Below are 20,380 nucleotides of genomic sequence, written 5' to 3'. Positions count from 1 at the left end.
TCGTCTAGCCTCGTGCGTGCGACATTTCTACGCGCGAGAGGCTTGACGTGGACTGGCTCTACCGAATCAGTTTGATCTCGGGATCGCTGCCGGTGATCCTGACTGTCCTTGGGGTCCTGGGTGGTGTGTGGCTGCTCGGTTCGAACGTGCGCTGGTACTACCGCAGAGCGGTGCCGATCGCGGGGCTGATTGCGCTGGTGATCATGATCGCCGTGTGGATCACCGTCGAAAAGGTGATCGTGCCGTTCCCCGATCCCATCGAGATGTCGATCTACGTGTGGATCGGAATCGGTATCTACGCGTTGCTACTTCTCGGGCCGCGAATCAAGGCGGGCGGAACCGTCGCGAAAGCGCTCCTGTCCGTGATCGCGACGGTTCTGGTCGTCATCACTGCCGCGACGCAGATCAATCTGGTTTTCGCCGCGTATCCGACTGTGGGAATTGCGTTCGGACACGACGATTTCGACCGCATCTCACTCAGTGAAGTTCCCGGTCCGACCGATCCTGTTGTCACCGGCGATCCCACCGACACTGTGTGGAAAGCGCCGGAGGGCATGCCGATTCGCGGACGGGTCACGACTTTGCCTGTCCCCGGGACGATTTCAGGATTCTCCGCGCGCGACGCGCAGGTATATCTGCCGCCGTCGTACTTCACCAATCCGCGTCCGCTTCTTCCCGTGCTCGTGCTGATGGCAGGTCAGCCTGGCAAGCCCGAGGACTGGCTCCAGGGCGGAAAGCTGACCGCGACAATGGATGCCTTTGCACGAGATCACGAGGGGTTGGCCCCAGTCGTCGTGATAGCCGATGGAACAGGGTCGCAGATGGCCAATCCGCTGTGCACCGACTCGTCACAGGGCAAGGTCGGCACGTATCTGGCAAAGGACTTGCCCGCTGCGGTGGCGAATGCGTTCCAGATCGACACGAATCCGCGAGCGTGGGCAATCGGCGGGCTCTCCTACGGTGGCACCTGCTCACTGCAGATGGCGACCAATTACCCCGAGGTGTACCCGACATTCCTCGATCTGTCCGGTCAATTGGAGCCTTCGCTCGGTGACCGACAGCGAACCGTCGACGAGATATTCGGCGGCGACGAAGCGGCGTTCGTGAAGGTGAATCCGATGGACCTGCTGGCGACTCGGAAGTTCCCGAACTCGGGCGGAGTGTTCGTCGTCGGAACAGATGACAATGAGTTCAAGCCCGGTCAGCAAAAGGTGTACGAAGCGGCCAAAGCGGCCGGAATGGACGCCAGGTACCTCGAGCTTCCCGGTGGTCACAGCTTTTCGGTGTGGTCGGCCGGCGTCGAGCAGGAGCTGACGTGGATCTCGCAGCGAATGGGACTGATCAGCTGAATCCTGTTCCGGTTTTGGAACGTGTTCTATATTCGGTGTGTGGCTGTCGTTCGGCAGTCTCTCGATCGTTCACCGACTGGAGTTCAGGCACATGTACGAGTGGTCCGACACCGACCTGATGTTCCGCGACGCCTTGCGGGGCTTTATCGACAAAGAGGTGCGACCTCACGTCGACGAGCTCGAAAGCGGTGCGCTGCCGCCGTTCGACATCATTCGCAAGCTGTACTCGACCTTCGGTCTGGCCGACATGGCACGCGAGGGCCTCGAGAAGTCGCTGGCACGCGAGCGCGGCGATGCGCCCTCCGGTGACGGTGAGAAGTCGAGCGCCTTCAGCGGCGCCGGCAGCATGGGCGTCGTGCTCAACAGCGAATTGGCCGGAGTCAGCCTCGGCCTGGTCGCATCGTTGGGTGTCAGCCTCGGATTGGCTGCCGGAACTATCCGCAGCCGCGGCACACTCGCGCAGAAGGAACGCTGGCTCCCCGGCCTGGTGACATTCGAGACCGTCGGCGCCTGGGCGATCACCGAACCGGACTCCGGCTCGGATGCCTTCGGCGGCATGAAGTCCTACGTACGCCGCGACGGCGACGACTACATTCTCAACGGCAACAAGACCTTCATCACCAACGGTCCGTACGCCGACGTGATGATCGTGTACGCAAAGCTCGACGAGGGCGATGCGTCGGTTGATCGTCGCGATCGCAAGGTGCTCGCCTTCATCCTCGACAAGGGCATGGAGGGTCTCACCCAGAGCCCGCCGTTCAAGAAGATGGGCATGAACTCCTCACCCACAGGTGAGCTGTTCTTCGACAACGTCCGCATCACCAAGGACCGTCTGCTCGGCGAGACCGAGGACAGCGGAAAGTCGGACGGCAAATCCAGCGCCAAGGAGAGCTTCGCCGCCGAACGCATCGGCATCGCGTCGCTCTCACTGGGCATCATCAACGAATGCCACCGTCTGAGCATCGAATACGCGAAGTCCCGCAAACTGTGGGGACGTGAGATCGGGCAGTTCCAGCTCATCCAGCTCAAGCTGGCCGAGATGGAGGTCGCTCGAATCAACGTGCAGAACATGGTCTTCAACGCGATCGAACGTACCGCGGCCGGCGACAAGGTGAGTCTCGCGGAGGCGTCGGCGATGAAGCTGTACTCCTCGCGCGCAGCGACCGAGGTCGCGATGGAAGCCGTGCAGCTGTTCGGTGGAAACGGCTACATGGCCGAGTACCGAGTCGAGCAATTGGCGCGTGATGCCAAGTCGCTCATGATCTATGCGGGCAGCAACGAAATTCAGGTCACCCATATCGCCAAGGGTCTCCTGGGCTGACACCGGTACGTTTTCGCTTGTCGGTCGATCGCAGCAGGAACCAGATAGTCTTGCTGCGGTCGGCGACACCGCGCCGACGGATCGGAGTAAGCAGTGAACGCGCCGGATCCCACCAATGTTCATCCGATGGCCGGGCAACCGCGAGTGGTGTTGCTGAGGCCGTTGATCGACAACCCGTTGATCGAGGTAGGGGAGTACACCTACTACGACGATCCGGAGTTCGCCGAAGAGTTCGAGACTCGAAACGTGTTGCATCACTACGGTCCCGACAAACTGGTGATCGGAAAGTTCTGCGCCCTGGCCACCGGTGTCACCTTCATCATGAACGGCGCGAACCATCGTATGAACGGTGTCTCCACCTACCCGTTTCCGATCATGGGCGGTGATTGGGCCAGGCACATGGATTTGGTGCAGGATCTGCCGTCACGCGGTGACACCGTCGTCGGGAACGACGTGTGGTTCGGCGGGAACGTGACAGTCATGCCCGGTGTCCGGATCGGTCACGGGTCGATCGTGTCCACTGGCGCCGTCGTAACGCGCGACGTCCCGGACTACGCAATTGTCGGCGGCAACCCGGCAACGGAGATCAAGCGCCGCTTCAGTGCCGAAGACATCGAGAAGTTGGTGCGAATTGCGTGGTGGGACTGGCCGATCGAGAAGATCACCCGCCACGTCCGGGTGATCTCGGACGGGAGTGTCGCGGAACTCGAAGCGGTCGAGTGATCTCCGCGCCCGCTAGTTCGTTCGTGTGAGCGAGTAGTTCCGGACATAAAGCAGGGCGGCCGCGAGAAGGCCGACGGCAAGACCTGTTGCGGTGAAGGTGATCAGGTTCGGCTCGAGGTCGAAGTGGATGATGGTCAGGCGAGCACTCCGAGGATGCTCAGGAGCAAGCCGGTCGCGATGAAAACTGCGAAGAGTGGTTCTGCAACACGGTCGCGCAGCGTTGTGAGTCGCATTCGACGATCGTCTCTCTCAGCCCGAGATCGAGAGTCTTTGTCGGTGGCTTCCATTAGCGTGTGCGCATGACTCTCACACTCGGCATGATCACCTTCGACAGTCTCGATCCCGGTCCGCTCGCAACGTGGTGGGCGGCGCAGTTGGGCGGAAACATCGTCGAGGAGAACGACGGTTGGTTCTACATCGTCGCGGTCCCTGACAGCGCCACCAACTTCGCATTCCAGAAGGTCCCGGACCCCACCGCCGGTAAGAATCGCATCCATCTCGATTTGGGGAGTCCGGATCTCGACGCCGAGGTGGCGCGGCTCGTCGAGGCCGGGGCAACTGAGCACCACCGCGAGAACATGGACGGTTTCCGCTGGGTGACGCTCCTCGATCCTGATGGGAATCAGTTCTGCGTGTCGGGTCCTCACGCCTGAGCTGACAGGTTCTGAGCTCGCCCGATTCCGCCCACTGATTTCGTGCCCACTGATTTCGCGGACACCGATTCGGGCATGATGAGGGGCATGACTTCTCAGACTTCTCGGACCGGGGCCGACGCAGACGGCTTGTGCAGCTTCGTCGATTCGTCACCGTCGCCGTTCCATGTGTGCGCGACGGTGGCGACCGAGCTGACGGCCGGCGGGTTCGTCGAAGTCCACGAAACGCAGTCGTGGCCAGCCGAGCCCGGACGGTACTTCCTCGTGCGAGGCGGTTCGCTGATCGCCTGGAGCACCGAGGGCGTGGGAAACACCGCTCCGTTCCGGATTGTCGGAGGTCATACCGACAGCCCGAACCTGCGGGTCAAACAGCATCCCGACCTCACTTCGGCCGGGTGGCAGATGGTGGGCCTCGAACCGTATGGCGGTGCGTGGCTGAACTCCTGGCTCGACCGCGATCTCGGTATCTCCGGCCGATTGAGTGTCCGGGTGGGAAACACTGTGGAGCAGAAGCTGGTTCGCATCGACGACCCGATTCTTCGTGTTCCGCAGCTGGCTATCCACCTGTCCGAAGATCGCAAGGGTGTGACGCTGGATCCGCAGAGGCACGTCAACGGAATCTGGGGCGTGGGTTCGAAGCCCAAGTCTTTCATCGGCTTTGTCGCCGAGCGTGCGGGTGTAGCCGCGTCGTCGGTTCTCGGCTGGGAATTGATGACACACGACCTTGCGCCCAGCGCAGTCGTGGGGGTGGACAAGGAATTGGTCAGCGCCCCCAGGCTCGACAATCAGGGCACGTGTTATGCAGGGACACAAGCACTTTTGGCCGCGGCTGAGTCGCCCGGTCAGCAGGTCCCAGTGCTTGCTCTCTTCGATCATGAAGAGGTCGGCAGCATGTCCGATCGCGGAGCTTTCTCGGACCTGCTGAACACCGTGCTCGAGCGGATCGTGTTGGGACGCGGTGGTGGCCGCGAAGAATTCCTGCAGGCGATGGCCGGCTCGGTATGCGCGTCGGGCGACATGGCACACGCGACGCACCCCAATTACCCGGACCGCCACGAGCCCGCTCATCGGATCGAGATCAACGGTGGGCCGGTACTCAAGGTGAACCAGAATCTGCGCTACGCCACCGATGCGGCCGGTGCCGGCGAATTCGCGCTCGCGTGCGATCAGGCGGGAGTGCCGATGCAGCGCTACGTCCACCGCGCCGATTTGCCGTGCGGCTCCACCATCGGACCGATCACGGCATCACGCACCGGACTGTCCACCGTCGACGTCGGCGCGCCTCAGCTCGCGATGCACTCTGCCCGCGAGCTGATGGGCGCGGCAGATGTCCGCATGTATGCCGACGCGCTCGGTGCGTTCCTCACGCCGCGTAGTTAGAGGGCGCGTAGTCAAAGTGCAGGGAGCCCAGTGGGCGTAGAGGGCGCAGTCGGTAGATCCTCGAAGAAGTCGGCGCTCGGTGTGAAGAACATCGAGCCCGTCACGGCCGTCGAGAAATCGAGCAGACGGTCGTAATTGCCGCGAGGGTTGCCGAGAAACATGTTCTCGAGCATCCGTTCGGTGATCGCCGGCGTGCGGCAGTAGCCGATGAAGAAGGTGCCGATCTCGTCATCACCGAGGCGCCCGTACGGCATGTTGGCACGCAGGATCTCGAGAGCCTTGCCGTTCTCGTCCTTGATTGCGTTGAGGGCTACGTGCGAGTTGGACGGCTTCACGTCGGACGTCATTTCGATGTCCTCGAGCTTGCTGCGTCCGATCACACGTTCCTGCTCGTCGACGGTGATTGCTTCCCAGTCCCGCATCTTGTGGACGTAGCGCTGGATATGGACGTAGCTTCCTCCGGTGAACGCAGGATCTTCGTCTCCGACAGTCACGGCGGCGACGGCGTCGCGGCCCACCGGATTTTCGGTGCCGTCGACGAAGCCGATGAGGTCTCGGTTCTCGAAGTACTGGAAGCCGTGAACCTCGTCGACCACCGTGGCTGCTCCGTGCAGTCGCTTCGTGATCTGCCGAGCCACCTCGAAACACGCATCCATGCTCATCGCGCGGATGTGGAAGAGCAGATCGCCGGGAGTCGACGGCGCCGAGTGAACGTCACCCTGTAGAGCGGCGAACGGGTGCAGTAGCGCGGGGCGCGGACCGGCGAACAGTCGATCCCAAGCCGACGAACCGATGCTTGTCACCACATCCAAACCTGATCCGGGGACGCGCAGCCCCACGGCGCGCTGCAGGCCGGCGACGTCGGCGAGTAGTTCTCGTGTGGTGTTCTCACCACCCGGATTTACGGTCGCGACCAGGAAAATTGCAGCCGGAGTGAGGGGAGTGATCACCGACTGGGACTGTGCTGTGAGGTCGGACTGACGAACATCCTGGGGCATGCGAGGCCTTTCGAGGGAGAGAGTGGGCCGGCCCTGACTTTAAGAAAACCGACCGGATCACCCAAACCGGGGCGGGTGTGACGGGCGATACTTCGCAGGCCCGGAGGTGTTGCGGGTGCTGCCGTCTGCGGAAGTCGTCGGCCCACACCGATAGACTGTCCCCCGGCACGTTCTTTCGTTGGGCACATTCGTGGTGTCCCGCTCCGCGCCGGCTTGCCTCTTGACTCCCGTAGGGAAGGGACCACTCTCCAGTGTCTGCTCACCAGGTCGATACCGTCACGCACGCATCGGCTGATCCCGATGCCGCTCAGCCGTTCAAGGAGCTCGGTCTCAAGGACGACGAATACGCACGCATCAAGGAGATCCTGGGCCGCCGTCCCACGGACGCCGAACTGGCGATGTACTCGGTGATGTGGAGCGAGCACTGCTCGTACAAGTCCTCCAAGGTCCACCTCGGATACTTCGGCAAGACCACCACCGACGAGATGCGCGCCAACATGCTGGCCGGTATCGGTGAGAACGCCGGCGTCGTCGACATCGGTGACGGCTGGGCAGTCACGTTCAAGGTCGAGAGCCACAACCACCCGTCGTACGTCGAGCCTTACCAGGGTGCGGCGACCGGTGTCGGCGGCATCGTCCGCGACATCATGGCCATGGGTGCTCGTCCGATCGCCGTCATGGATCAGCTTCGGTTCGGTGCTGCTGACGCCCCCGATACCCGTCGCGTCGTCGACGGTGTCGTGCGTGGTGTCGGTGGATACGGAAACTCCCTCGGCCTGCCGAACATCGGCGGCGAGACGGTCTTCGACGAGTCCTATGCAGGTAACCCACTGGTCAACGCCCTCGCTGCCGGCGTCATGCGCGTCGAGGATCTGCATCTGGCCTTCGCTTCGGGCGCGGGCAACAAGATCATCCTGTTCGGCGCACGCACCGGTCTCGACGGAATCGGCGGCGTCTCGGTCCTCGCGTCGGCGACGTTCGACGACGAGGGTGGAGACACCGGCGGACGTAAGAAGCTGCCCGCGGTTCAGGTCGGCGACCCGTTCACCGAGAAGGTGCTCATCGAGTGCTGTCTCGACCTTTACAAGGCCGGCCTCGTCGTCGGCATCCAGGACCTCGGCGGCGCCGGGCTGTCCTGCGCCACCTCCGAGCTGGCCGCGGCCGGCGACGGCGGCATGCACATCAACCTCGAGAAGGTTCCGATGCGCGCCACCGGCATGACCCCGGCCGAGGTGCTCTCGAGCGAATCGCAGGAGCGCATGTGCGCCGTGGTCACGCCCGAGAACGTCGATGCGTTCATGGAGGTCTGCAAGAAGTGGGACGTCCTGGCCACCGACATCGGCGAGGTCACCGACGGTGAGCACCTCACCATCTCCTGGCACGGCGAGACCGTCGTCGACGTTCCCCCGCGCACCGTCGCGCACGAGGGCCCGGTTTACCACCGCCCCGTCGAGCGTCCGGCAACGCAGGATGCCTTGATCGCGAATACGACCGCCGGACTGAAGCGTCCCGAAACCGACGCCGAGCTCGAAGCGACCCTGCTGAAGATGATCGCCTCGCCTGCCCTGTGCAGTCGCAAGTGGATCACCGAGCAGTACGACCGCTACGTCCGCGGAAACACCGTCCTGGCCGAGAACGCCGACGGCGGTGTCATCCGCATCGACGAGAAGACCGGACGCGGGATCGCACTGTCCACCGACGCTTCGGGCCGCTACACCGCGCTCGACCCGTACACCGGTGCGCAGCTCGCGTTGGCCGAGGCTTTCCGCAACGTGGCAGTCACGGGCGCAACGCCCAAGGCCGTCTCCAACTGCCTGAACTTCGGTTCTCCCGAGGACCCGGGTGTCATGTGGCAGTTCCAGCAGGCCGTTCGCGGCCTTGCCGACGGCTGCGCCACCCTCGGCATCCCCGTCACCGGCGGCAACGTCAGCTTCTACAACCAGACCGGATCCACGGCAATCCTGCCGACGCCGGTGGTTGCCGTCCTCGGTGTGATCGACGACGTTCACCGCCGCATCCCGACGGGCCTCGGACTCGAGCCGGGCGAGACGCTGATCCTGCTCGGCGACACCCGCGACGAGTTCGACGGCTCCATCTGGTCGCAGGTCGAGCACGGTCACCTCGGTGGCGTGCCGCCGAAGGTCGACCTCGCCCGTGAGCAACTGCTCGCCGACATTTTGCTCGCCTCTTCGCGTGACGGTCTCGTCACCGCAGCCCACGACCTCTCCGAGGGTGGACTGGCCCAGGCTGTCGTCGAAGCCGCGCTGGCCGGCGAAACCGGTTGCCGCATCCTGATTCCCGAGGGCGCCGATCCGTTCGTGACCCTGTTCTCGGAATCGTCGGGACGTGTCCTCGTTGCAGTTCCGCGTACCGAGGAGACTCGCTTCACCGGTATGTGCACCGCCCGCGGCTTGCCGTGGACGCGTATCGGGGTCGTCGACGAGGGCAGCGACTCCGTCGAGGTCCAGGGACACTTCTCCGTCACGATGGCCAAGCTCCGTGAGGCCTTCGAGGGAACGCTGCCCGCACTGTTCGGGTGATAGATGGTCGATTCCGGAGAACTGACTTCTTCTGACAGCCAGCCGCAGGAACACCACCTGCGGCTGGCTGTTCCCGCACCCCTCGAGAAGCTCGACAACCGCTTCACCGAGTGGGCGTGGGGGCTCCTCAAACTCGACTTCACCGGCATCGCGTTTGCCGCGTTCTTCTTCTGCTGGTCGTTGACCCCTTCGCTGTTGCCGCGCGATTGGCTTTTCCAAGGTCTGATCGGCGGAATCAACTCGGCCATCGGCTACGGCGTCGGTACTGCGATCGGTTGGGCTGTCGAGCGATACCTGCTCAGCGGTCGACGGTGGTGGCCACTGCCCGAGCCGGTGCCTTCCGCGATCAAGGTCTTCGTTCCGGTCGCGTCCATCGTCGCGGCGATCATCATGCTGGTCTACGCGGCCGGGTGGCAACGTGAAATCGCGGCACTGACCGATGCCGAAGGCACGACCACTTCCGGCTACATCCGAACCCTCGGACTGAGCCTGCTCGTCGGTGGCCTGCTCATCTCGATCTGGCGGGTCCTCCACGATCTGGTGAAACTGATTGCCCGACAGCTGATGCGGCGGTTCCACTGGTCACGGTCGGTGGCCAATGGCGTCGGTGTCCTGGTTGTCACCGTCCTGTTCTTCATGCTGGTCGACGGCGTCCTGGTCCGCGGAATCTATGCAGCGACCAACTCGATCTTCAGTCTGCAGAACTCGACCACTCGCGACGGCGTCGTCGAACCGCAGGATCCGATGAAATCGGGTAGCCCCGAATCAGCCGCTCCCTGGGACACATTGGGGTTCGAGGGACGAAACTTCGTCTCGCGCGGACTCGACGCGCAGGAACTCGAAGCGGCAACCGGTAAGCCTGCGATGGATCCGATTCGCGTATATGCCGGACTTGAAAGCGCCGAAGATCCCGAAGAGCGTATGGATCTGGTCATCAAGGAGCTGGAGCGAACCGGCGCCTTCCAACGCAAGGTCCTCGTGGTCATTCCGACGACGGGTACGGGGTGGGTCAATCCCACTGCGGCACAGGCAATCGAACTTGTGCATGACGGCGACACTGCTCTTGTCGCCAGCCAGTACTCGTACCTGCCGAGTTGGATCTCGTTCCTCGCCGACCAGGAGAAGGCGCAAGCTGCCGGACGCCTGTTGATCGAGCGGGTACACGAAAGATGGCTCCAGGAACCGGAAGCCACCAGGCCGAAGTTCATGGTCTACGGCGAGAGCCTCGGCGTCATGGCCGGCGCCGGAGCCTTCGACACACTGCAGGCGGCGCGCGATACCGCCGACGGAATTCTGTGGGTTGGCCCACCGAACGCGACGCAGTTGTGGCGTTCGATCGAGAAGAGGCGCGATCCAGGCACCCCCGAAGTAGCGCCCGTATACGCGGACGGCCTGGCCGGCGTGCGGTTCGCGGATCGCTCCGAAGACATTCCGACCGACGGGATGACGTGGCCGGAGCCGCGAGTTCTGTTTGTCCAGCACCCTTCCGATCCGGTGGTGTGGTGGTCGCCCGACCTCATGTTCAATCGTCCCGAGTGGCTCAAGGAAGTACCGGGATTCGACCGCTCACCGTCGATGAAGTGGTTCCCGGTCGTGACGTTCTGGCAGGTGTCGGCCGACCTCGGCAACGCCGCGGGAGTTCCGGACGGCCATGGTCACAATTACGGAACCTCCGTTCTGGACGCCTGGATCAGCGTTGCCCAGCCCGAGGGATGGACGGCCGCAGAAACCGAGCGGGTGCGATCGGCTTTGGTTGTCGCCGTGAAATCAGAGGGCCCCGAGAAGTGAGGGGAGTCGCCTCGATCGCGCTCTCCGCTACCGCGATCACCTGGAGCAACGTCGTGCTTCCGGCATTCGGTCTTTCGCCTCGTGCCCGCGCCGTGGTCAACACCGCGGCCGGTCTGTCGGCGATCGGAGTCCTACTCGCACGTGGTTACACCCGCGAGGAACTCGGCTTGGCGCACACCGGCATTCGTGGTGGTGCTCAGTTCGGCGGAGCCGCGGCGGGGGCGGTCCTCACCGGCTACAGCGTCGCTTTGGCCGTTCCGTCCTTGCGCGCGACTCTCGCTGCCGACGAGCGAGCAGACGGCCGCGAAGACTTCCTCGAATGGATCATCCTGCACATCCCGTTCGGGACGGTGCTCTCCGAGGAACTGTTGTTCCGTAGCGCGATGTCGGCCGTCTGGAGCCGCGAACTGAACAGGCCGACCGCGCAGGCTGTTCACGCACTGACCTTCGGGCTGTGGCACGTCGCCCCCGCCCGCGGTGCCGGCGACAACGTTCCCGCAGCCGTGGCGTTCACCGGCGCTTCGGCATTGCTGTTCGAGTGGCTGCACCGCCGTGGCGGCAGCGTACTTGCCCCCGCCCTGCTGCACCTGGCCACGAATGCCGGTGGCGCACTTGCCGTTCGTATCGCTACTCGCAGACATGGAGTGAACTGATGCCGCCCCGCCGCGCCGTCGACCCCGCCGAATTTCGTGCCGCCGTCCTGGCCGTCGGCCCGTGGCTTCGAGATCCGGAACTGCCGAAGCCTTCGCGCAGTGAACTCGGTGCGGCAGTGAAGATGAGTGCGCGCACTCTCGAACAGATCGCCCCCGGATCGAGCGTCGAGGTGCGGGTCCCACCGTTTGTTGCGGTGCAATGCATCGAAGGTCCGCGTCACACGCGCGGAACCCCGCCCAACGTCGTCGAGACGGACGCTCGGACGTGGTTGCAGATGGTCACCGGACTGCTCGAGTTCTCCGAGGCCTCAGGTGACGGAAGAGTCGACGCCTCAGGTAGCCGCGCTCCCGAAATTGCGCACTGGCTCCCACTGCTGCGGTTGACCTAGCAACAGAGGGGTTGGCGTAGTGACAGAGTGGTTGACGCAGTAACAGAGAGAGACCATCCGGTTCGCTTCGGCGTGATCTGAGACCCAAGGCAGCCCTCAGGGGAAGTGAGTCCCAAAATGGCCGTAGACTGTGGATGCCCCCCAACCCCTGCCCACAAAGGGAGCGCCCGGTGACTCGTGCCGATCTGTCGGTCAACAGTCCAAATCTCCTCGCTTCGAACCCGTCCGACGAGGACGAGAACGAGCCCCGCGAAGAATGCGGTGTATTCGGCGTCTGGGCGCCGGGAGAGGATGTGGCGAAGCTCACTTATTACGGCCTGTACGCACTTCAGCACCGTGGTCAAGAAGCTGCCGGCATTGCGGTAGCCGACGGCTCCCAGGTGCTGGTGTTCAAGGATCTCGGCCTGGTCAGCCAGGTATTCGACGAGCAGACCCTCGCAGCGATGCCAGGTCACGTCGCCGTCGGACATTGCCGTTACTCCACCACCGGTTCCACGACGTGGGAGAACGCGCAGCCCATCTTCCGTACGACCACTGCCGGCACCGGCATCGCGCTCGGCCACAACGGCAACCTGGTCAACACCGCTGAACTCGCGAGCCGCACCCGTGCAGCCGGCCTGGTCAACGACAAGCGCCCCAATGCCGCGACTTCCGACTCCGACCTCATCGGTGGTCTCCTGGCACACGCTGCCGGCGACAGCACCATCGAACAGGCCGCGATGGAATTGCTTCCCACGTTGGAGGGCGCGTTCTGCCTCACCTTCATGGACGAGCACACGCTGTACGCAGCGCGCGATCCGCACGGCATCCGCCCGCTCTGCCTCGGTCGACTCGACCGCGGTTGGGTAGTCGCCAGCGAGACCGCAGCCCTCGACATCGTCGGTGCGTCGTTCGTTCGCGACATCGAACCCGGTGAGCTGCTTGCGATCGACGCCGACGGCGTTCGCTCCTCACGTTTCGCGAATCCGACGCCCAAGGGCTGTGTTTTCGAGTACGTCTACCTTGCCCGTCCCGACAGCGTCATCGGTGGCCGTTCGGTCCACTCGACCCGCGTCGAGATCGGCCGTCTGCTCGCCAGCGAGCATCCCGCCGAAGGTGATCTGGTCATCCCCGTTCCCGAGTCCGGCACCCCCGCAGCAGTCGGGTACGCACAGGGCTCAGGCATTCCTTACGGCCAGGGTTTGATGAAGAACGCCTATGTCGGCCGCACCTTCATCCAGCCGTCGCAGACGATCCGTCAGCTCGGTATCAGGCTCAAGCTCAACCCGCTCAAGGAAGTCATCCGCGGCAAGCGCCTTGTGGTGGTGGACGATTCGATCGTCCGCGGCAACACCCAGCGTGCGCTCATCCGGATGCTCCGCGAAGCCGGCGCCCTTGAAATTCACGTCCGTATCGCCTCGCCACCGGTCAAGTGGCCCTGCTTCTACGGCATCGACTTCGCCTCACCAGCCGAGTTGATCGCTAACGGCGCGGGCGGACAAGACGCGACGTTCGAGGAGATGCTCGACGGCGTGCGTCGTTCCATCGGAGCGGACACGCTCGGATACATCTCCACCGAAGGCATGATCGCCGCCACCGAGCAGCCGGCCAGCCGTCTGTGCGCCGCGTGCTTCGACGGGACCTACCCGATCGCGCTTCCCAAGGAAACCTCGATCGGCAAGAACGTCCTCGAGGGGATGCTCGAGAGCACCGCAGGTTCGACGGCCACTCGCGACAACGACAACGCGAGCGCGCTCAGCCGCCCCTGAACATCAGAATCGTTGAAATTCGACAGCCGAGAATCTGCCGTCCACAGCATGTGGGCGGCAGATTTTCTGTTCACGACTTTCTGTTCCACGACACGGCATACGTCGTGAGCATCTGGCATAGTGCCCTCCGTGGCGCAACTGAGAATGGATGGGCACCGGGTCCTGGTCGCAGACCTGGTGGGGGACACCATCAAAGCGATCAACGGCTCGATGGTGGCGTACGAGGGTGCGATCACCTTCAAGAACGCCGGAATGGGCGGTGGCGGTGGGTTACGTGCCGCGCTGAAACAGAAGGCGGCAGGTGAATCACTGTCCCTGATGGAAGTCAGCGGTCAAGGCACCGTCTACTTCGCGGTCGACGCCCAGGACATCACGATTATCGAGCTCAACAACGACGCTTTGCACGTCGAAGCCTCGCAATTGCTCGCATTGGTCGGCCAACTGCGAACCGACGTGAAATTTGCCGGTCTCCGCGGCGCAGGTTCCGGACAGGGCTTGTTCACGACGGTCGTCAGCGGCACCGGTCTGGTGGCGGTGCTGTCGAAGGGCGGACCGATCATCGCGCTCGAAGTCAGCCCGCAGTATCCGCTGGTTGCCGATCCCGACGCATTCGTCGCTCACCGTGGCCAGCTGAACCAGAGCTTCGTCACCGACGTCACCTGGCGCTCTGCGATCGGCGGTGGCAGCGGTGAAGCGTTCTCGCTGCGATTCGACGGATCCGGAGTCGTCTACATCCAGCCCGAGGAGCGCTGAACCATGCCGTTGGAATTGGTGAACAGCAAGGTCGTCAAGTCGACCCTCGCGCCGGGCCAGAACGTGCTCGCCCGCACCGGGTCGATGCTCTACTACACCGGTGACGTCCGCTTCATCCCGCACAGCATGGGCGGTGGGCCCGGCGCCATGCCGAACATGGGCGGTATCGCCGGGATGGCCGGCCGCATGATGTCCGGCGAGCATGCACGCATGATGGCGGCCGAGGGAAACGGTGAGGTCTTCTACGGGCATGCCGGCTTGTACGTCGAGGTCATCCACCTCGACGGGTCGTCAATGCTCACCGTCGAAGCCGACCGACTCCTCGCACACGACGGTTACCTCCAGAGTTCGATAGTCGCTCTCACGTCGCAGGGCGGTGTGCGCGGAGCAGTACGCGGCGCCATGACCGGTCAAGGGCTGTTCACGACGCAGTTGCACGGACAGGGAAGCGTCGCGGTCCTCTCGCACGGGGGCGCGATTCCGTTGCAGGTCGGTCCGAACAATCCTCAGGTCGTCGTCGACCCGCAGGCATACGTGTGCCACATCGGTCAGATCAACGTCGACATCTCCGCGAACGTCGGCTGGCGCGAGGCCGTCGGCAAGGGCTCGGGGGAGTCCATCCAGCTGAAGATGACCGGCGCCGGCACCGTTTGGGTCCAGGCGTCCGAGCAGAAGTTCTGAGAGGGCACAGAGCATGGGTATCGAAATTCACAATCCGGCAACTCTGCCCGCCAACGACAACGTCCCGGGCAACGACTACGCCTTCTGCGTCGAGATGGCCGGACAACCGTGGTTCACGTCCAAGGGCGCGATGATCGCGTACTACGGAAACATCAACTTCGAGCCGCTCGGGCGCACGAGCATGACGGCGATCGTCGCGGCCAGGTTTTCTTCACCGCTCTACGCGGACGACTGGGTGCTCGCTCAGGGACAGGGCAAGTTGATCCTCGGGGACCGCGGATTCAACATCAATTCCTACGACCTCGACGACGGCAACCTCACGATTCGCGCGGCCAATCTCCTCGCCTTCGAGACCAGCCTGGACCTCAAACAGTCCATCGTCCCAGGCTTTTTGACGCTACTGGGGACAGGCAAGTTCCTGGCGTCGTCCAATGGCCCGGTCATGTTCGCGGAGCCGCCGCTGCGCATCGACCCGCAGGCGTTGGTGGGTTGGGCCGACTGCCCGTCGCCGTCCCACCACTTCGATGCCGACTGGATGCAGAGCTTCCTGGGCGCGGTTCGCGGAAGCATGTTCGGCGCGAACACCGGCGAAGAACGCCAGTTCGATTTCACCGGAGCCGGGACGGTACTGATCCAGTCGAGCGAGAAGGTCGTCCACGACGGACACCTCCTCAAACACATCGAATCCGAGACGGTCGCACTCGGGCAGAACAGTCTGCGCGCACTGCATGCCTCGATCGGTGCCCGGCTGCAGAACTGACGTCTCGGGGTACGCGAGGTCTCACCGAGGGGGCCGGTCCGGTAGCGTATGGGCGTAATCGTCGGTATTTGTGTGCGCGCTCTGGGTCTCGAGTCGAACGATCCATCTCGCGTCACGAGGATTGCAAACACTTCACATTGCAAGACCACTTACCTGTGCACGAGCAATACGTGCTCGCGAGAAATACAAGGCTGGAGTAGTAACCCGATGACCGAGGACAGTCACCGCACCGCAGGCGCCTCCTACGCGGCAGCAGGAGTCGATATCGCCGCAGGCGACCGGGCGGTGGAACTCTTCGCCCCTCTGGCCAAGAAGGCCAGCCGCCCCGAGGTCATGGGTGGCCTCGGTGGTTTCGCCGGCTTGTTCTCCCTCAAGGGTGACTACAAGGAGCCGTTGCTCGCCGCATCGACCGACGGCGTCGGAACCAAGCTCGCTGTCGCGCAGGCGATGGACAAGCACGACACGGTCGGACTCGACCTCGTCGCCATGGTTGTCGACGACCTCGTCGTCTGTGGCGCCGAGCCGCTGTTCCTCCAGGACTACATCGCTGTCGGCCGGGTCATCCCCGAGCGCGTCGCGGAATTGGTCAGCGGCATCGCCGAGGGCTGCATCCAGGCCGGTTGCGCTCTCCTCGGTGGCGAGACCGCCGAGCACCCCGGCATCATGGCTGACGGTGACTACGACCTCTCCGCCACCGGCGTCGGTGTCGTGGAGGCCGAGAAGCTGCTCGGACCGGATCGCGTTCGCCCCGGCGACGTCGTCATCGCGATGGGTTCTTCGGGACTGCACTCCAACGGTTACTCACTGGCCCGCAAGGTCCTGCTCGAGATCGACCGCATGAACCTGAGCGCACACGTCGACGAGTTCGGCCGCACGCTCGGTGAGGAGCTGCTCGAGCCCACCAAGATCTACGCCAAGGACTGCCTGGCACTCGCTGCCGAGACCGACGTGCGCACGTTCTGCCACGTCACCGGTGGCGGCCTCGCCAACAACCTCGCGCGCGTCATGCCCAAGGGCTTGGTCGCCGAACTCGATCGCGGAACCTGGAGCCCCGCTCCGGTCTTCGCCATGATCGCGCAGCGCGGACGCGTCGAGCGCGCCGAGATGGAGCAGACGTTCAACATGGGCGTCGGCATGGTCGCCGTCGTCGCACCCGAGGACGTCGACCGCGCACTTGCCGTCCTCACCGCACGCCACATCGACTGCTGGACGCTCGGTAGCGTCAAGAAGGCGTCGGACGCCGCTGCAGAGCGTGCGTTCCTGGCCGGAGACCACCCGCGCTTCTAGACCGCAACGTCAGCTGCCCCATCGGAGAGATCCGGTGGGGCAGTTTTGTGTGTCCGTGCAAGCAGACGCGAGGCGGAAAATCGAACGCAAAAATGAGGAAGAGCGATCAGCTCTTCCTCATTTCACAGTCTGCGCGGTGGCAGTGCGCGGTCAACGCCGCCAGTCGTCGTAGTCGTCCTCTCGCGCATGCCCTTCCCTATCGGAAGTCTGGTCCGATCGGACACTGCTCCGATGCGAGTTGGTCGATCCACCTGCGAGCTCTCTTTGCAGGCTGTCGAAATCCGTGGTCGGTACGCTGTATTTCAATTCGCGTGCAACCTTGGTCTGCTTTGCCTTAGCCCGGCCGCGGCCCATGGCTGACCCCCTCGCGCTTTCGCGGGGCGGCCTGGGGAATTTGGCGGCCCCGTTTGAGTGTGTAAGTTTCCTGACACACACTCTAGCGTGGAAAAGTCGCTTCCGCTTCCACGAAGGCCTCACCGCCGTGTCTGATTGCTCTCACTATGGCCGCGAGCTGCCAGGATGCTGAAAGAACTCGTCAGAACTTTGTGAGAACTGCTCAGAAGTTTCCGGGAATTGCGCGAATCGTCCCCACTCGGGCGTCGCCGCCGAAGACCGGAGCGGATGCGAGAGCCGCCAACTCCTCGGTCCACTCGGTGTTCATCCGCTTGAGCAGAGCTGCCGCCAAGGGCAGGAGCGCCCGCTCGTGACCGTCGTCGATCTTAAGGGCGAAAGCGGAACCGTCGGGAAGCGCTCCGGCGTAGATGCCGTCGTATCCGGTCTTGGAGAACAGACCCGGCACTGCGGACATCAGGCGCTGATCGTTGCGGCCGGTGCCCGAGACGAGGAAGGGGTTCTCGCGGACCGCGTCGGCCACAGCTCGTTCGGGTGAGTCGGGCTCAGCCGAGGGCAGGCGTCCGAATGCCCGAGCCAGGTTCGTGAGCGAGAGCGGCACGATCGGGAGACCACAACCGTCGATGCCGAGTTCCTGCTCTTCCTCGCCGCTGAGATCGAAGATCGTCTCCTGGATCGCGAGTTGGAGGGGATGAGTCGGCTCCATGTACGTCTCGAGCGGCCAGTCGTTCACGACGCACGTGGCGAGCATCGCGGAGTGCTTGCCCGAGCAGGTCATGTAGATCGGGCTGGGAAGCTCGCCCGCTGCGATCAGTTCGGCTCGGGCCAGTTCGTTGCCCGGCAGATCGGAGGGGCACTGCAACTGGTCGACACCGAGTTGGTAGCGAGCGAGAAGCGCTGCGACCAGTTCGATGTGATCGGCCTCGCCCGCATGTGAGGACGACGCGACGGCCAGCTCTTCCGGGCTGGTGGGTGCAAAGCCGTTACGAAGCGCAGCGACGGCTTGCAGCGGCTTGTTCGCCGAGCGCGGGTAGATGGGTGTGTGAATTTCCCCGAGTCCGACAACGACCTCGCCGTCGGCGCCGAGAATGACGGCCGATCCGCGATGCACGCATTCGCGGAATCCGGAGCGGACCACTTCCACCAATTCGATACTCACGAGTGCACCTGCGCTTCTGCTTGTTCGATGAACCTCTGGACGCGCGCGGTGACGTTCGGTGCAAGGTCGGTGTGTTCTGCGAGGAGCCGTCGAAGCCGCTCAGGATCCGTTCCGGCGAAGACCTCTCGAACAGTCACTCCGTGATCCGGTACGTGGACTCGGGTGACCGAATCGCCCGCGGCGATCGTGCCGGTCCGGTTGACGCGAAGGTAGGCGCCGACGTCGGTCCGCTCGGTGAATCTTTTGACCCAGCCCTTTTCCGCGGCCCAGATGCCGAAGGTGCCGCACGGGACGCGGGGCGCGGTCACCTCGAGTTCGAGAACGTCCGACGCCTCGGCTCCGGTGATGTGCCAACGCTCGCCGATCACGGCGTCCGTGACGAGCATCCCGCTGATGTGAAGATTCTCGCCGAACCATCCGGGGCCGAGAGGTCGGCCCAATTCGTCCGACCAACGCTGCGCTTCGTCGCGCTGATACGCGTAGACAGCTTGGAAGGCACCGCCGTGGAACTCGGTGTCGCAGACGTAGTCGCCACCCAGACCGAGTCGTCCTACCGCGACGCGGCCGTCGACGGGACGCTTGTCGATCGCGGTACGGGGGACTCGCCTGACGCCACTGTCACGTTCGGTGTGGACGACGCAGACCGCGTCGACCATGCCCGTCACTTTCCGCGCAATCGGTTGACAGCCTCACGTCCGGCCTGGGGTGCGTCGTCCGCGACGATCGAATCCGGATCGATGGACGCAGCGCTGGGGCCGGCCATCAGTTCGGTGTCGACCGGGATGTTCCGCTTGATCAGAGCGAGTGCGATGGGGCCGAGCTCGTGATGATTGACGACGGTCCCGACGCGTCCGACGGCCCGTCCGCCCGCCGTGATCGGGTCACCCGGTTCCGGGACGGCTTCGGCGCTGCCGTCGAGGTGCAACATGACGAGATGGCGCGGGGGCTTGCCGAGATTGTGAACCCGGGCAACGGTTTCCTGACCGCGGTAGCACCCCTTGTCGAGGTGGACGGCGCCGTGCTCGGCCGGCCCACCGATCCAGTGGACCTCGTGCGGGATGGTCCGTTCGTCGGTGTCCAGTCCGAGGCGAGGCCTCGTCGCTTCGACGCGCAGTGCCTCGAAGGCCCAACTGCCGGCGGGCTTGGCGCCGGCATCGGTCAGCCTGGTCCACCACGCTGCCAGTTGCTCACGTGGGACGAGAAGATCGAAAGAGTTCTCGGTAGGCCACGGCATGCGGCGGACAAATCCGCCGTCGGCCAAGGCGTGAGCGTCGTAGGCCTCGGTGGGTGTCTGAACCTCGAGTGCGGCGAGGACAGTTGACGCTTCGGGTCCGATCAGGCTCAGGACCGCGAGTTCGTTGCCGTCACGAGGTTCGGCCTTGGACCAGAACACCATCTTCTTCAAGAAGGAGAGAAGGTCGGGTCCGCGGTTCGCCTCGGTGTCGATCCAGGTGACACCTGCCAGGTCCGTCTGCACGAAGTGGTGCTCGACGCGTCCGTTGACGTCCAGGCTCAAGTTCTCGGCACTCTTGCCGTCGGGGAGCGCGGCGATGTGCTGGCTCGAAATCGTGTGCAGCCACGTGAGGCGTTCGTCGCCGGGAATGGCGATCACGAATCTGTGACTGCGGTCGACCACCACTGCTGCGCGCTGCGCGGTTCGCTGTTCGCCGAGAGGATCGCCGTAGTGCCACGCGACACCGATGTCGGCCGAACCGTCCGGTGCGGTGACCGCGCCGGGGGAAGTCAGAAGTGGGCTGTTGGGCACAAGAGCGTTGTCGACCACGAGACCAGTCTAGGAGTGTGGGCGGGATCGCGGTTACAGGGCGGCCCCGGCGGCTTGGCGGATC

Annotated in this window: 19 protein-coding genes; 14 read left to right on the top strand and 5 right to left on the bottom strand. The window is 64.0% G+C overall.

What is annotated here, in order from left to right:
- The first annotated feature begins 47 nt into the window (after positions 1-47).
- The 5 genes from AC1Q6C_RS03930 (at position 48) to AC1Q6C_RS03910 (ending at position 5,426) form a co-directional block, all read left to right on the top strand.
- Entirely contained in the window at positions 48-1,349 is a 1,302-nt protein-coding gene (locus AC1Q6C_RS03930) for an alpha/beta hydrolase (protein WP_387480259.1), read from the top strand.
- Positions 1,350-1,440: 91 nt separating this feature from the next.
- The gene (locus AC1Q6C_RS03925; RefSeq protein ID WP_007733810.1) at positions 1,441-2,670 is read left to right on the top strand and encodes an acyl-CoA dehydrogenase family protein; all 1,230 of its coding nucleotides are present in this window, start codon (positions 1,441-1,443) and stop codon (positions 2,668-2,670) included.
- A 126-nt stretch (positions 2,671-2,796) separates the two neighbouring features.
- On the top strand, positions 2,797-3,393 hold the full coding sequence (locus AC1Q6C_RS03920) for a CatB-related O-acetyltransferase (RefSeq protein WP_037125853.1): 597 nt from the start codon (positions 2,797-2,799) through the stop codon (positions 3,391-3,393).
- A gap of 299 nt (positions 3,394-3,692) precedes the next feature.
- A complete protein-coding gene (locus AC1Q6C_RS03915) occupies positions 3,693-4,046 on the top strand; it encodes a VOC family protein (protein ID WP_020970627.1) in 354 nt (117 codons plus the stop codon).
- 87 nt (positions 4,047-4,133) lie between these two features.
- Entirely contained in the window at positions 4,134-5,426 is a 1,293-nt protein-coding gene (locus AC1Q6C_RS03910) for a M18 family aminopeptidase (protein WP_047271217.1), read from the top strand.
- Positions 5,427-5,437: 11 nt separating this feature from the next.
- On the opposite strand, the gene AC1Q6C_RS03905 is transcribed toward AC1Q6C_RS03910, so the two are convergent.
- Positions 5,438-6,424 (bottom strand): Dyp-type peroxidase, encoded by a 987-nt coding sequence (locus tag AC1Q6C_RS03905; RefSeq protein ID WP_492666384.1) that lies wholly within the window; start codon positions 6,422-6,424, stop codon positions 5,438-5,440.
- A 251-nt stretch (positions 6,425-6,675) separates the two neighbouring features.
- On the opposite strand from AC1Q6C_RS03905, the gene purL reads away from it, so the two are divergent.
- From purL to purM, 9 genes are all read left to right on the top strand, one after another.
- Positions 6,676-8,964 (top strand): phosphoribosylformylglycinamidine synthase subunit PurL, encoded by a 2,289-nt coding sequence (gene purL / locus AC1Q6C_RS03900; protein WP_037125770.1) that lies wholly within the window; start codon positions 6,676-6,678, stop codon positions 8,962-8,964.
- Between the two features lie 3 nt (positions 8,965-8,967).
- Positions 8,968-10,752, top strand: a complete 1,785-nt coding sequence (locus tag AC1Q6C_RS03895; protein ID WP_003940273.1) for an alpha/beta hydrolase — start codon at positions 8,968-8,970, stop codon at positions 10,750-10,752.
- The gene (locus tag AC1Q6C_RS03890) at positions 10,749-11,405 is read left to right on the top strand and encodes a CPBP family intramembrane glutamic endopeptidase (protein WP_042451413.1); all 657 of its coding nucleotides are present in this window, start codon (positions 10,749-10,751) and stop codon (positions 11,403-11,405) included. The genes AC1Q6C_RS03895 and AC1Q6C_RS03890 overlap by 4 nt, the downstream gene beginning before the upstream one ends.
- The gene (locus AC1Q6C_RS03885; protein ID WP_007733822.1) at positions 11,405-11,794 is read left to right on the top strand and encodes a sterol carrier family protein; all 390 of its coding nucleotides are present in this window, start codon (positions 11,405-11,407) and stop codon (positions 11,792-11,794) included. The genes AC1Q6C_RS03890 and AC1Q6C_RS03885 overlap by 1 nt, the downstream gene beginning before the upstream one ends.
- Positions 11,795-11,964: 170 nt before the next feature.
- Positions 11,965-13,542: an amidophosphoribosyltransferase gene (gene purF / locus AC1Q6C_RS03880; protein ID WP_003940541.1), complete on the top strand. Its 1,578-nt coding sequence runs from the start codon at positions 11,965-11,967 to the stop codon at positions 13,540-13,542.
- A gap of 144 nt (positions 13,543-13,686) precedes the next feature.
- Positions 13,687-14,295, top strand: coding sequence for an AIM24 family protein (locus AC1Q6C_RS03875; RefSeq protein WP_003940441.1), 609 nt, complete (start codon positions 13,687-13,689; stop codon positions 14,293-14,295).
- A 3-nt stretch (positions 14,296-14,298) separates the two neighbouring features.
- Entirely contained in the window at positions 14,299-14,976 is a 678-nt protein-coding gene (locus tag AC1Q6C_RS03870; protein WP_003939918.1) for an AIM24 family protein, read from the top strand.
- 13 nt (positions 14,977-14,989) lie between these two features.
- Positions 14,990-15,736, top strand: a complete 747-nt coding sequence (locus AC1Q6C_RS03865) for an AIM24 family protein (RefSeq protein WP_003939813.1) — start codon at positions 14,990-14,992, stop codon at positions 15,734-15,736.
- Between the two features lie 207 nt (positions 15,737-15,943).
- Positions 15,944-17,023, top strand: a complete 1,080-nt coding sequence (purM, locus tag AC1Q6C_RS03860; protein ID WP_003940225.1) for a phosphoribosylformylglycinamidine cyclo-ligase — start codon at positions 15,944-15,946, stop codon at positions 17,021-17,023.
- Between the two features lie 150 nt (positions 17,024-17,173).
- On the opposite strand, the gene AC1Q6C_RS03855 is transcribed toward purM, so the two are convergent.
- The 4 genes from AC1Q6C_RS03855 to ygfZ form a co-directional block, all read right to left on the bottom strand.
- A complete protein-coding gene (locus AC1Q6C_RS03855) occupies positions 17,174-17,377 on the bottom strand; it encodes a DUF3073 domain-containing protein (protein ID WP_003940337.1) in 204 nt (67 codons plus the stop codon).
- A 202-nt stretch (positions 17,378-17,579) separates the two neighbouring features.
- On the bottom strand, positions 17,580-18,533 hold the full coding sequence (locus tag AC1Q6C_RS03850; protein WP_003940365.1) for an asparaginase: 954 nt from the start codon (positions 18,531-18,533) through the stop codon (positions 17,580-17,582).
- Positions 18,530-19,198, bottom strand: a complete 669-nt coding sequence (locus AC1Q6C_RS03845) for an MOSC domain-containing protein (protein ID WP_042451408.1) — start codon at positions 19,196-19,198, stop codon at positions 18,530-18,532. Before AC1Q6C_RS03845 ends, AC1Q6C_RS03850 begins: the two co-directional genes overlap by 4 nt.
- Positions 19,195-20,316 (bottom strand): CAF17-like 4Fe-4S cluster assembly/insertion protein YgfZ, encoded by a 1,122-nt coding sequence (gene ygfZ, locus AC1Q6C_RS03840; RefSeq protein ID WP_007733828.1) that lies wholly within the window; start codon positions 20,314-20,316, stop codon positions 19,195-19,197. The genes AC1Q6C_RS03845 and ygfZ overlap by 4 nt, the downstream gene beginning before the upstream one ends.
- Positions 20,317-20,380 lie beyond the last annotated feature (64 nt).

The organism is Rhodococcus sp. MT28, from assembly GCF_058792695.1.
Note: the sequence above shows the minus strand (reverse complement) of the source record. Positions and strands in the feature narration are given on the sequence as shown.

What these genes read in the sequence shown, in the direction of transcription:
- AC1Q6C_RS03925 (WP_007733810.1), top strand. Translation starts at nt 1,441, where the DNA reads ATGTACGAGTGGTCCGACACCGACCTGATGTTCCGCGACGCCTTGCGG.
- AC1Q6C_RS03920 (WP_037125853.1), top strand. Translation starts at nt 2,797, where the DNA reads ATGGCCGGGCAACCGCGAGTGGTGTTGCTGAGGCCGTTGATCGACAAC.
- AC1Q6C_RS03915 (WP_020970627.1), top strand. Translation starts at nt 3,693, where the DNA reads ATGACTCTCACACTCGGCATGATCACCTTCGACAGTCTCGATCCCGGT.
- AC1Q6C_RS03910 (WP_047271217.1), top strand. Translation starts at nt 4,134, where the DNA reads ATGACTTCTCAGACTTCTCGGACCGGGGCCGACGCAGACGGCTTGTGC.
- AC1Q6C_RS03905 (WP_492666384.1), bottom strand. Translation starts at nt 6,424, where the DNA reads ATGCCCCAGGATGTTCGTCAGTCCGACCTCACAGCACAGTCCCAGTCG.
- AC1Q6C_RS03895 (WP_003940273.1), top strand. Translation starts at nt 8,968, where the DNA reads ATGGTCGATTCCGGAGAACTGACTTCTTCTGACAGCCAGCCGCAGGAA.
- AC1Q6C_RS03885 (WP_007733822.1), top strand. Translation starts at nt 11,405, where the DNA reads ATGCCGCCCCGCCGCGCCGTCGACCCCGCCGAATTTCGTGCCGCCGTC.
- AC1Q6C_RS03875 (WP_003940441.1), top strand. Translation starts at nt 13,687, where the DNA reads ATGGATGGGCACCGGGTCCTGGTCGCAGACCTGGTGGGGGACACCATC.
- AC1Q6C_RS03870 (WP_003939918.1), top strand. Translation starts at nt 14,299, where the DNA reads ATGCCGTTGGAATTGGTGAACAGCAAGGTCGTCAAGTCGACCCTCGCG.
- AC1Q6C_RS03865 (WP_003939813.1), top strand. Translation starts at nt 14,990, where the DNA reads ATGGGTATCGAAATTCACAATCCGGCAACTCTGCCCGCCAACGACAAC.
- purM (WP_003940225.1), top strand. Translation starts at nt 15,944, where the DNA reads ATGACCGAGGACAGTCACCGCACCGCAGGCGCCTCCTACGCGGCAGCA.
- AC1Q6C_RS03855 (WP_003940337.1), bottom strand. Translation starts at nt 17,377, where the DNA reads ATGGGCCGCGGCCGGGCTAAGGCAAAGCAGACCAAGGTTGCACGCGAA.